We start from the raw sequence: 12,443 nt of genomic DNA, 5'->3' as shown, positions 1-12,443 counted from the left end.
CCCGGAGACTCGACGATGACAGCCGAACTTTCCAGTTCCGTTTCGCTGGAAGACAAGTATCTGAAGCCGCAAGGACGCGTCTATATGACCGGCACTCAGGCGCTCGTGCGGATGCTCCTCGCGCAGAAAGCGCGCGACGAGTCCCGGGGCCTGAAGACGGGCGGTTTCGTATCGGGCTATCGCGGTTCACCGCTAGGCGCGGTCGACCAGGAGCTATGGAAAGCCAGGAAGCATCTGGAGGGCAGCAACATCAAGTTCACGCCGGGCCTCAACGAAGAACTGGCGGCCACCGCCGTGTGGGGCACGCAGATGGTCAACCTCGACCCGAACGCGACGGTCGACGGCGTATTCGCGATGTGGTACGGCAAAGGGCCGGGCGTCGACCGCACCGGCGACGTGTTCAAGCACGGCAATATCGCGGGCACATCGAAGCACGGCGGCGTGCTTGTCGTCGCGGGCGACGATCACAGTTGCAAGTCGTCGAGCCTGCCGCATCAGAGCGAACACGCGTTCATCGCCGCGATGATGCCGGTGATGAATCCGTCCGGCGTCCGGGAATTCGTCGAGTTCGGCCTTCACGGCTGGGCGATGTCGCGCTATTCGGGATGCTGGGTCGGCTTCAAGACGATTACGGACACCATCGAAACATCATCGTCGTTCGAGGTCGATCCGGCATCGGTCGAGATCCGGATTCCCGATAGCTATCCCGTTCCGCCCGATGGCTTTTCGCTGCGCTGGCCCGACGCGCCGCTGGAACAGGAGAACCGGCTGCAACGCGAACGGCTCTACGCGCTGCTCGAATACGTGCGGTTGAACCGGCTCAATCGGCAAGTCTGGGACGCGCCGCAGGCCCGCTTCGGCATCGTGACCACCGGCAAGAGCTATCTCGACACCCGTGAAGCGCTCGCGCTGCTCGGGCTCGATGAGGAAGCTGCACGCGCGCTCGGCGTTCGCGTGCTGAAGATCGGCGTCTCCTGGCCGCTCGAGCCGCAAGGCGTCAGGGCGTTCGCGGACGGGCTGTCGGAGATACTCGTCGTCGAAGAGAAGCGTCAGATCATCGAGTATCAGATCAAGGAGCAGTTGTACAACGAGCCGGTGTCGTCGAGACCGCGCGTGGTCGGCAAGTACGCCGAAGCCGGCGAATGGGTGCAAGTTCCCAAGGACGGCATTCTTCTGTCGCCGAACGGCGAACTCAATGCTTCGACCATCGCGGCAACCATCGCGGCGCGGCTGGCGCGTGTCTTCGGCGAAGATGGCTTGCCATCGGGCGTTCACGCTTTCCTCGAAACGCTTGCCGGCAACGAAGCGCGTCCCGCGCTGAACACGAAGCTGCCGCAACGCGTGCCGTACTTCTGCTCGGGATGCCCTCATAACACGTCCACCAGGGTGCCCGACGGAAGCCGGGCGGTCGCGGGCATCGGCTGCCATTTCATGTCGATGTGGATGGACCGCAGCACCGAGACGTTCACGCAGATGGGCGGCGAAGGCGTTTCGTGGATCGGCCAGGCGCCGTTCACCGCGACGCGCCATATCTTCGCCAATCTGGGCGACGGCACTTACATGCACTCGGGATCGCTGGCGATCCGTGCGGCGGTCGCGGCGGGCATCGACATCACCTACAAGATTCTCTATAACGACGCCGTCGCCATGACCGGCGGGCAACCCGTGGAGGGCGGGCCGAGCGTCCTCCAGATCGTGAATCAGGTCGCGGCGGAGGGCGTGAAGCAGGTGCATCTGGTGACGGACGAACCCGCGCAGTTCGATGCGGCTTCGTTGCCCGCGGGCACGCGGCTTCTGCATCGCGACAGGATGGAGGAACTGCAACGCGAGCTGCGCGAGGTCGCCGGGGTGACGGTCATCGTCTATGCGCAGACCTGTGCCGCCGAAAAGCGCAGACGCCGCAAGCAAAAGAAACTCGCCGATCCCGCGCGTCGCGTGTTGATCAACGAGGAAGTCTGCGAAGGGTGCGGCGATTGCGGCACGCAGTCGAATTGCGTGTCGGTTCTGCCGCTCGAAACGCCGCTCGGCCGCAAGCGGACCATCGACCAGAGCTCGTGCAACAAGGACTTCTCGTGCGTGAAGGGATTCTGTCCGAGCTTCGTCACGGTGGAAGGCGGCACGTTGCGCAAGCCGCGCAAGGCGGAAGTCGCCGTTCCGTCCAATCTGCCGGCGGTGAAGTTGCCCGGCTTGAGCGAGCCGTACAACGTGGTCGTGACCGGTGTCGGCGGAACGGGCGTGGTGACGATCGGCGCGTTGATGGGCATGGCGGCGCATATCGAAGGCAAAGGCGTGCTCGTCCTCGACATGGCCGGCATGGCGCAGAAGGGCGGCGCGGTGATGTCGCACATCCGGATCGCGCGCGCGCCCGAGGCGCTCCACGCCGCACGGGTCGCAGCGGGGAAAGCGCACCTGATACTAGGCTGCGACATGATGGTGGCGGCAGGCAAGGATGCGATCGGCCTGTGCGATCCGGCTCGCACGGTCTCCGTCGTGAACACCGATGTCGCGCCTACCGGCAGCTTCGCCCGCGATCCCGACTGGTCCGCGTCGCCGCAAGCCCTGATTGCGCAGGTGCAGGAACATTCGCTGGTCACGCACTCGCTCGAAGCGACTCGCATCGCAACTGCGCTCATGGGCGACGCCGTGGCGACCAACATGTTCCTGCTCGGCTTCGCATGGCAACGCGGGTTCGTTCCGCTCGAAGAGCGATCGCTGATGCGCGCCATCGAACTGAACGGCGCGGCCATCGAGATGAACAAGGCGGCATTCGCGTGGGGCCGGCACGCCGCGCTCGATGTGAACACGGTCAAGGCGGCAGCGGGTATCGGCGAGCCGGTGAGCGTCATCGCGATGCCGCCCAGGAGACAAACGCTCGCGCAGATCATCGCGGATCGCGTGCAGCGGCTGACGGCCTATCAGAATGCCGCTTACGCACATCGCTATGAACGTTACGTCAGAGAGGCCGCCGAAAAAGAGCAGCAACGCGTGGGCGGTGAGAAGGTCAGCCGCGAGATCGCCGTGAGCTTGTACAAGCTGATGGCGTACAAGGACGAATACGAAGTCGCGCGTCTCCATGCGGACACGGATTTCGCCCGGCGCGCAGCCACGCTGTTCGAAGGCGATTTCCGTCTTCGATTCCATCTTGCGCCACCGTTGCTCGCGAAGAAGGACAAGCAGGGGCGACTGGTCAAGCAGGAGTTCGGAAGCTGGATGCTGTCCGTCTTCAGGGTGCTCGCGCGAGCGAAGGTGCTGCGAGGGTCCGTGTTCGATCCGTTCGGATATACGGCGGAGCGCCGGCGCGAACGCAAGGCGATAGAAGAATACGAGGCATCGATGCGCGAGGTGGTCGGATCGCTCGATGCGCAACGGCTCGACACGGCAATCGAGCTTGCCAGGTTACCGCAGAGCGTTCGGGGCTACGGCCATGTGAAGGAGCGTAATGCCGGCATCGCCGAAGCGAAGCGTGCCGCCTTGCGCGGGCAGTACGAGCGGGGTCATCCGGCGACGAAAGCGGCGGCGTGAATCGGATCATCGGTGGCGCATTCGACGCCGCCCGCCTCGCAGTGGCGGACGGCAGGTTGCGCGAACGTACGGCGATCGTCTCCGGCCAAGCGGCGTGAGTGCAGCGGACTTCACTTCGTCGGCGCTTCGGCAACGCGTCGTTCCGATTGCAATACGCAACACACGCTATCGAGCCGCACGGCACGCAGTTGGGCCGCGTGTCAACACCGGGCCACTGATGGAAGTCTTATCGAAGCACCGTGCGGTGCGCCACTCGACACCAGGCTCGGCAACGCGAGAGCGGACACGTCGACGGCTGCTGCACTCGTTCGTTGACCGCACTCGCGACGCTCCCATTTCGTGCCTAGCCGGCTCACTCAGCAGTTGCCTTTCTTTCCTTGCCCCGGCGGGCAGAATCCGTTGCCCGGACCGCCTTGCGGTTTGACCGTGACATACGGCGCATCGGGGACATAAACGGCGCATCCGCTGAACATGCCGGCGGCAACCAGCAATGAAACGAGAACGACGGATTTCTTCATTAAGCAGCTCCATTAGGGAAGGGGCGCCGCAAAGCCGGCCGCCCCATCGTGGTTTGTCAGAAAGTAAAGTCGACGCTGGTCTGGCTCATCGTGGCGTCGACCGGCGCGGACTGCGTTGCGCCCGAAGCAGCATCCGCCTCCAGCGTGTATTGACCGGCTGCGGCGGGCACTGCAGCGAAGCTGAGCGGCAGCGATGACGAATACGTACTGATCAGCGGCGCCGCTGCGGGCAACGACAACCGGTATGCGCCGCTATCCAGATTCGCGTTGCCAGACGCGATTTCGTAGCGGTTCGCATCGAGCGTCTGTAATGCACGTACGAGCGCGTTCGCGGTCGGCGTCGCCGTCCCGCTCACGATGCTCATCGGCGAAGGGGGCAGGGCAATAGGCGCGGCGGGCGTCGAAATTGCCGTGTTCGCATTCACGACGACCGGCACCGAGCGCACGATGCCCGAGGCGACGTTGTTCTGAACGATGACGACATCGTAGGTGCCTTGCGTCGAACTTTGAATGAGCGGCGAAAGGACGAACTTGCCGGTGGTATCGGCGATGGTTCCCCGGACGACCTTCCCGCCCTGCTCGGCATATACCGTGGCGCCCGCTTCGGCAGCCGCGACATAGCCGGAGATTTGCCCGCTCACCGTGGCCGGGGTTGCGGTCACGACCGGCTTCAATGCATACGACCCGTTGCCGCGCGCGACAACCGACTTGCAGGCGTTGAAGTCCAGCACCAGGTCGGCGAGCGTGTTCGGCTGCACCGTGAAGGGCTGGATGATCTTGTAACCGCTTTGCGTCGCGCTGGGCGTCGCGAGCGGCTGTTCGGCGCCGCCCGTGGGCACGACCGAGTTGGCGAGCGTGTTGCCGGTATTCTGAGCCAGGACGAGGCGCACCTGCTGATATTGACCAGCCGGCAGCGCGACTGGACCGAGATCGGCGAGCACGCCATTCGTCAGGGAGAGCAGATCGATTCTTTGCGGCGTGGACGGAACGATGGCGGTCCACCCTGCGTCACTGTCCGTGGCCTGGGCGTTCGCGTTGACTCGCACCTGCGAAACGGTGACATAGACGTGATCGAAGCCGCACGCGGGTGCATCGGTCATGGCCATGTGGAGCGTACCCGTCGGGGCGTTTGATCCGTCATTGCCACCGCCTCCGCAGGCAGCGAGCAGTGTCGACATTGCTGCGGTCAGGCCGAGTCTTCGCCAATATCCTCGATTCATTTCGTCACCTTTGTTTTTGTTTGAAGTGACGGCAGCTTATACCGCAATTGATCGGAGGAGTGTAACGAGGAACGGCCGAACTGTAACTTTTACATCGATACGTAAGGGCGAAACAGACACCGTGATTGCGGCGAACAACAGCGCAGCACGTGGCCGAAATGTCGTCATCATCCAAGCCATTCGCCGGCGCGTGTGCGCAGCATCCCGCCGAACTCGTCCAGCCAGCCGATGGATAGCCGCCAGCTCTGCCAGTACAAGGCAACGTCGAGGTGCCGGCCGGGCGCCATCTGCACCAGTTCGCCACGCTGCAATTGCTCGCCGATCATGCGTTCGGGACACATGCCCCAGCCGAGTCCGGCTACGCAAGCCCGAAGAAAACCCGCGACGTGCGGAATCCAGTGCAGCGGCGGATTCACTTCCGCGCGTGTCATGCGGCGAATGAAGCGCTTCTGCAACTCGTCCTTCGCATTGAACGAAACGCATGGCGCGGCCCGCAACGTTTCGCGCGTCACGCCCTTGGCGAAGTGCGCCTGAAAGAAGCCGGGCGAACACACCGCGAAATAGCGCATGCGGCCGAGATGCGTCGAACGGCAGCCCTGCACCGGCTCGGCCTGCGTGGTGACGGCGGCCTGCACGGCGCCTTCGCGAATGAGTTGCGCCGTGTGATCCTGATCGTCAATGACGAGATCGAGCAGAATCTGTCGCTCGACGCAGAAAGGCGCGACCGCATCGACGAACCAGGTGCCGACACTGTCGTCATTGACGGCCACGCGCAACGTGGGCCGCCCTTTGGCCAAACCCGGCAGATCGGGCAGCGTGCCCGCAAGCTGGGCTTCCAGAATCTGCACGCGCTCGGTATGTCGGCACAGCAGCGCGCCGGACGGCGTCGCGACGCAAGGCGTACCGCGCCTGACCAGCACCGTGCCGACGCGTTCCTCCAGCAGTTTTACGCGCTGCGAGACTGCGGAAGGCGTGACGTTCAGTGCACGCGCCGCCCGCTCGAAGGAGCCGTGGCGAACGACGGCGCATAGTGCATCGAAGAGAGCGTAGTCGAGCATTAGCGATGCTTAATCGGCGTTAGGAAAGTTAGCTTTGCTTCGTCGAAGCTGTCGGGCAATCTACCGGAAGTCGTCGATCCTGTCCAACTCTCTTCCGATTGCATCCATGAACTCGCTTTCCTTCTGGCACGGCGCGGCGCTGTGCGCATCGCTTATCGTGACCATCGGCGCGCAGAACGCCTACGTGCTCCGGCAGGGCATCCTGCGCTCTCACGTCGGCAAGATCGTCGTGTTGTGCACGCTGTCCGACTTCGCGCTGATCGCAGCGGGCGTGGGCGGCGCATCGGCACTGGTCGAAAGCTATCCGCGCGTGGTCCACGCGCTGCTCTATGTGGGTCTCGCCTACTTGCTCTGGTTCGGCCTGAACGCGCTGTGGCGCGCATGGAAGCCGTCCCATGCGACGATCGATGCCGCAGCCGGCGCCAAGGCCACGTCGACAGTCGGCGCGGGCGCGGCGATCCTGACCACGCTTGGGTTGACGTGGCTCAATCCGCACGTCTATCTCGACACGTTTCTGCTGATCGGCACGGCAGGCGCTCGCGAGCCCGCCGAAGGGCGACTGACGTTCGCCATCGGGGCGATGGCTGCGAGCCTTGTCTGGTTCATCGCGCTCGGCTATGGCGCACGAGTGCTGGCTCCGCTGTTCCGTCGTGCGGGCGCGTGGCGTGTCTTCGATGGCGCGATCGGCGCGATGGTGCTCGCCATCGCCTTCACTCAGGTGCGTTGATTCGCGTTGCGAGGATGACGGGTTGAACGCGTTGTCATGCGGTCAACCCTCCGACGCCCGCCCCTCCTGCGCGTCGTTGAATCAGAACTCCACGCGTGCGTTGATCGCGACAGTGCGTGGCTCGCCCGGCTGAATATAGTTCGCGTACTGGAATTCCCAGTAGCGATGATTCGTCAGATTATCGATGGCCGCACGAACGCCGACGTTATGTCCTGCAATCTTCGTCGCATAAGTCGCGCCGAGGCTGTAGATCATGTAGCCCGGCACCTTGATGTCGCCTGCAGGACGCAGGCTCGTGTTGCCCGTGAACTTGGCCGACGCGCCGAGCGTCAGGCCCGGCACCACGGGCACGGCATACGCCGCGTGCGCGGCTGCGATGAACCCCGGTGCGCCGGCGACGCGATTACCGTCGTAGTCCGAACCTTTCTTGTACTTCGTGGCGATCCACATGAGATCGCCGCCAATGGTCCAATCGCGGCCGAGCCGCACGTCCGCGCCTGCCTCCACGCCCTGAAACACGGACTCGCCGTCTTCCACGAAGACGTTGTCGCTGTTCGCATACTGCGCGCCGCGCTCGATGCGAAACAGCGCAGCCGTCGCGCTCCAGCGTTCGTTCTGTGTCTTGACGCCGACTTCGTATTGCTTGCTGCGAAGCGGATTCAGCACCGCGCCGGAATTCGCGTAAGTCGTGCCGACGACGTTGCCCGCTTCGAGCGATTCGACGTAGCTCGCATAGAGCGTCGTGCCGGGCGTGAGCTTGTACATCAATGCGACGGAAGGCGTCGCAACGCCATTCTTCGAATACGTCGAACTCGTCGTGCCGTCGACGGCGTAACCGTGCTGTTCATAGTTCGTGAAGCGCACGCCGCCGAGCACGGACCAGCGGGATGTCAGCGCGATCGTATCGCTTGCGAAAATGGCCTTCTGCACGATGTCCGCATTGCGATAGGTGATATAGCCGCCGCCGCTGTAGCGGTTCACGTTCGGCTGATAGATGTTGCCGACGCCGATCTGCTCATAGAACGAGTTGGCGGTATTGTCGTTCGTCTGCTTCTGATAGGACGCGCCGAACACGAGTTGATGCTGGAACGGCCCTGTCTTCACGAGTCCTTCCGCCATGATCTGCCACGCGTTCAGTTGATGTCCTTCATTGCCTTCGAAGCGCGTATCGGTGTAATCGCCCGCGAGGTCGGTCAGATAGAACGTGCTTTCATTTCGATAGCGCGTGCTTTTGCTGAATCCGTAGGTTGCCGAGATCGTCCAGTCCTGATTCAGGTTGTAGCGCAGGCCGGCCGTGTAGAGCTGCAGATTGGTGTTCAGGTGCTGATCGGGCGTCACGAGCGTGCTGCTGCCACCGCTCAACGGTACGGGCAGCGCGTTGCCCGTAAGGCCGGAGGTGGATATCGCCGTCGTGATGCCGGATGCATGCCGCTCCTGATACAACGCGCCGAACGTCGCGGTCAGATCGCGCGTGAGGCGGGCGTCGGCGGACAGCGAGAATGAATCGCGGCGCACGTTTCCGTCGTTATAGGTCTTACCTTCCTCGTGGGTCGCGTTGAAACGGTAGCCGAACATGGCGTTGGGTCCGACGCGTCCCCCGAGGTCGATATGCTCCGACCATATGTTGGTCGATGCATAGCCCACGTCGACGCTCGCAATCTGCCGGTCGGTGAGCGGCGGTTTCTTCGTCACGTAATTCACGACGCCGCCCGGCGCGCCGAAGCCATACATGAAGCCGGACAGGCCCTTCAACAGTTGCACGCTTTCGAGCTGCTCGTAAGGCATCGTGATGCCGTAGGCATTGATCGGTTGCCCGTCGATGCGAAAGCCGTTTTGCCAGTCGAGCTGCAAGCCGCGCACGGTGATGTAGCTCGCCCATGCGTTATACGGGTTGCTGTTGTCCGATACCGACGCGTCCTGCGCGAAGACATCGCCGAGCTTTTTCGCCTGGCGATCCGCGAGTTCTTCGCCCGTGACGATCGTGGTCGAGTAGGGCGTGTCGAGCTGAGTGCGAGTGCCGAGCGCGCCGGCACTCACGTCGCTCCGAAGGTGCTGTCCCTGGTCTTTGTCGCTCGCGGCGGTGACGGAGACGGCGGGAAGCGTCGTATCGGCCGCTGCAGGGCCGGTTTGCTGCGCGAGCGCGCAATGACTGGTGGCAAAGAGCAGAAGTACCGCCAGGATCGATGGCCGCAAGGTCCACCCGCCGGGAGCACCGGCGTCGCGCGCTGCTGAGGTCATTTTCTTCGTCGTTCTCGTCTTGGGAAATGCGAACCATTCGCATTTGCACGGACGCATTCTGACGGAGTGATATCGGTTTGTAAACTATCCGGCCGATGAACCGATCCGTTCCTCGAGCGAACCGGCATGTCGGTCCTTCGACCGACATGCCGTGTTCATCGCGGCCGTGCCGCACGTTGACGATCACGCCCCGGAAGTCATGTCCACCGCCAGGAATCGTTCGATGACGGCCGAATGGGTTCGCGCAAGGGCCGGATGCTCGACGCGGTAAAGCGGCCCGGAGCCGGCAAGCGCGAGAGTGAACGTCAGCCCTTCACGCAAACGACCTGCTTCAGCGTGTGCACCACTTCGACCAGATCCCGCTGCGCTTCCATCACGGCGTCGATGTCCTTGTAGGCCATCGGAATTTCATCGATCACGTCCGCGTCCTTGCGGCATTCGACGCCTTCCGTCGCACGCACCTGATCGTCGATGCTGAAACGACGCTTCGCTTCCGTGCGGCTCATCGTGCGTCCCGCGCCGTGGCTGCAGCTATGGAAGCTCTCCGGATTGCCCTTGCCGCGAACGATATAGCTCTTCGCGCCCATCGATCCTGGAATGATGCCGAGCTCGCCCGCGCGTGCGGACACCGCGCCCTTGCGCGTGAGAAGCACGTCCTTGCCGAAGTGATGTTCCTTCTGCACGTAGTTGTGATGGCAATTGACCGCTTCGACGTGTGTCTCGAACGGCTTCGTGATGACCGTCCGCACGGCGGCGATCAGATTCGACATCATCACTTCGCGGTTCATGCGGGCGAACTTCTGCGCCCAGCCGACGGCCTGCACGTAATCGTCGTAATGCTGCGTGCCTTCGGGCAGATACGCGAGGTCCTGATCGGGCAGGTTGATGAAGTGCGCGCGCATGTCCTCTTTCGCGACTTCGATGAAGTGCGAGCCGATTGCGTTGCCCACGCCTCGCGAACCCGAATGCAGCATGAACCACACGAAGCCCTCTTCATCGAGGCAGATTTCGATGAAGTGATTGCCCGTTCCCAGCGTGCCGAGATGCTTGTAGTTGTTCGTGTTCCTGAGCCTCGGCGTTTTCTGCACGATGACGTCGAACTCGTCTTTCAGCGCCGCCCATGCGTGATCGACAGGTTGGGGCGGCGTCTCCCACGAGCCCTTGTCGCGGCCCTTGAATCCGCGCGTCTTCGGCGACATGCCATGCGGCACGGCCTTTTCGATGGCGCTGCGCAAGGCGCCCAGATTGTCCGGCAGATCGTTTGCGCTCAGCGTGGTCTTGGCCGCCATCATTCCGCAGCCGATATCCACGCCGACCGCTGCCGGAATCACCGCGCCGAGCGTCGGGATGACGCTGCCGATCGTCGATCCCTTGCCGAGATGAACGTCGGGCATCGCCGCGATGTGCTTGTAGATGAACGGCATCTTCGCCGTGTTGCTCAATTGGCGCTTGGCTTCCTCTTCGACCGGCACGCCCCGGGTCCACATCTTTACCGGGCGGCCGCCGTCGACGTTCAGTACGTCGTATTCGTCGTGTTTCATGGTGTTTCTGTCCAGATTTGATTGACTACGCACCAGGCGTCGATAGTGGAATGCTAGCAATCGGCGTAGCCACCTCGGTAGTGGCGCGACCCTTTTTCAATCTAATCCGGCAAGCGTCGAGACGACGGCGAGCCGCCCTGCGCGCGCAACCGCGACCTTCAGCCCCGTGACGCCGAAGCCGGCGTTACACGCCGGCCGACAGGTTCAACCGGCCGCAACGATGCATCAACCCGCGCATGTGACGGGAACCGTCGAAACGGCACAAACGATAGTAAAACTACGTCAAGCAAGCCGTGGCGATTCATGCTGAACATCACCCGAAATCAAGCCGAAGCCTGAATATGCAAGGCGCTGCGCCGCATCAAGTAGTAAACCCTAGCTTGATCGCCGAAACGCTTCATCGGTATATTTTGATCGTAATACTACGTCGAGAGGGAACGGCACTAACAACCCTGTCGAGCCTGTCCGAGCAAGCGTCGCTGGTCCATACCGATGTTGAGGAGACAACAACTATGGAAGAAGCATCAGAAGTCGCATCGCGTAGAAAGTTTCTGGCGGGACTCGCCGCCACGGCCGGCGGCGTTGCGCTGTCGTCGGTGTCGAAGCTCGGATTCGCCCAGCAGAAAGTGTTCGTGCCGTTCAGCAACAAGAGCCTCGACTACTACTTCTTCGTCACGCAGCAGGAAGCGGTCAAGCGAGCCGTCGAAGCGAAGGGCTGGCAGTTTCAGGCGGTCAACGCCAACTTCAGCAACACCACGCAACTCGAGCAGTGGAACAGCCTGATGCTGAAGAACCCCTCGGCGATCATCGCCGATCCGATCGACAGTCAGGCCATCGTCAGCGTCATCAAGAAGTTCAACTTCAAGAAGATACCGGTCGGCATCATCGATACCCCGGCGCTCGGCGGCGATGTCGCGATCACCGTCGACTTCGACAACAAGGCGGGCGGCGTAATGGCCGCGGAAACCATCGTCGCGGCCCTGAAAAAGAAGAACGGTTCCGCGAAGGGCACGGTACTGAACTGCTATGGCGCGCTGCAGTCGGTCGCGTGGCGTCTGCGCAAGGAGGGCTTCGAAGAGACGATGAAGAAGTATCCCGACGTCAAGCTCATCAGCCGTCCGACCGAAGGTCTGCTGAAGAACATGTTGTCGGTCACGCTTTCCACGCTGTCCGAATATCCCGACCTCGACGCCGTTCACGCGCCCAGCGATTCGCCCGCGCGCGGCATCGTCACGGCGTTGCAGCAGAAGGGCAAGTGGAAGAAGGTCGGCGAGCAGGGCCATGTCATTTTCGTGAACATCGACGGTGAACCCGCCGCGTTGCAATGGATCGCCGATGGCTACATGGACGCCGTGGTGTCGCAGGACCCGATCGCCTATGCGCAAATCACCGTCGAAATGCTCGACAAGTATTCGCTCAAGGGCCAGCCGGTGCCGCACGGCGACTATCAGAACAGTCAGTACTTCTGGGAAAAGGCGGTCGTGACCAAGTCGGAGACGGGACCGAGCCTCGTCATTCAGCCGTTCGTCGTCGATGCCGGTTCGGTGAAGGACAAGCGGCAGTGGGGCAACATCGCCTATAACGAATGGGGCATCCGTTACTCCTGATTTGCGCCAGTG

8 protein-coding genes are annotated in these 12,443 nt (G+C 62.6%); 3 read left to right on the top strand and 5 right to left on the bottom strand.

The features are described 5' to 3' along the window. Nucleotides 1-15: 15 nt before the first annotated feature. On the top strand, nucleotides 16-3,522 hold the full coding sequence (locus P9220_RS25390; protein WP_309768609.1) for an indolepyruvate ferredoxin oxidoreductase family protein: 3,507 nt from the start codon (nucleotides 16-18) through the stop codon (nucleotides 3,520-3,522). A gap of 356 nt (nucleotides 3,523-3,878) precedes the next feature. Here P9220_RS25390 and P9220_RS25385 read toward each other — a convergent pair whose 3' ends face one another. From P9220_RS25385 to P9220_RS25375, 3 genes are all read right to left on the bottom strand, one after another. Beyond that, nucleotides 3,879-4,040, bottom strand: coding sequence for a hypothetical protein (locus P9220_RS25385; protein ID WP_309768608.1), 162 nt, complete (start codon nucleotides 4,038-4,040; stop codon nucleotides 3,879-3,881). A gap of 56 nt (nucleotides 4,041-4,096) precedes the next feature. Continuing rightward, nucleotides 4,097-5,260: a DUF4382 domain-containing protein gene (locus P9220_RS25380; RefSeq protein WP_404989576.1), complete on the bottom strand. Its 1,164-nt coding sequence runs from the start codon at nucleotides 5,258-5,260 to the stop codon at nucleotides 4,097-4,099. A 167-nt stretch (nucleotides 5,261-5,427) separates the two neighbouring features. Further along, on the bottom strand, nucleotides 5,428-6,318 hold the full coding sequence (locus tag P9220_RS25375; protein ID WP_309768607.1) for a LysR family transcriptional regulator ArgP: 891 nt from the start codon (nucleotides 6,316-6,318) through the stop codon (nucleotides 5,428-5,430). 106 nt (nucleotides 6,319-6,424) lie between these two features. Between P9220_RS25375 and P9220_RS25370 the strand changes: the two genes are divergently transcribed. Beyond that, complete coding sequence (locus tag P9220_RS25370) at nucleotides 6,425-7,045, top strand: LysE/ArgO family amino acid transporter (RefSeq protein ID WP_309768606.1); 621 nt, start codon at nucleotides 6,425-6,427, stop codon at nucleotides 7,043-7,045. Nucleotides 7,046-7,126: 81 nt separating this feature from the next. On the opposite strand, the gene P9220_RS25365 is transcribed toward P9220_RS25370, so the two are convergent. Both P9220_RS25365 and P9220_RS25360 read right to left on the bottom strand, forming a co-directional pair. After that, nucleotides 7,127-9,283, bottom strand: a complete 2,157-nt coding sequence (locus P9220_RS25365; protein WP_309768605.1) for a TonB-dependent receptor — start codon at nucleotides 9,281-9,283, stop codon at nucleotides 7,127-7,129. A 305-nt stretch (nucleotides 9,284-9,588) separates the two neighbouring features. Then, a complete protein-coding gene (locus tag P9220_RS25360) occupies nucleotides 9,589-10,824 on the bottom strand; it encodes an RtcB family protein (RefSeq protein WP_309768604.1) in 1,236 nt (411 codons plus the stop codon). Between the two features lie 512 nt (nucleotides 10,825-11,336). Here P9220_RS25360 and P9220_RS25355 point away from each other — a divergent pair. Next, the gene (locus P9220_RS25355; protein ID WP_309768603.1) at nucleotides 11,337-12,431 is read left to right on the top strand and encodes a sugar ABC transporter substrate-binding protein; all 1,095 of its coding nucleotides are present in this window, start codon (nucleotides 11,337-11,339) and stop codon (nucleotides 12,429-12,431) included. Nucleotides 12,432-12,443 lie beyond the last annotated feature (12 nt).

It is taken from the genome of Caballeronia sp. LZ016 (assembly GCF_031450805.1).
In the GTDB taxonomy this organism is placed as follows: Bacteria; Pseudomonadota; Gammaproteobacteria; order Burkholderiales; family Burkholderiaceae; genus Caballeronia.
The sequence above is the reverse complement of the archived record's forward strand: the minus strand, read 5'-3'. Positions and strand labels throughout refer to the sequence as shown.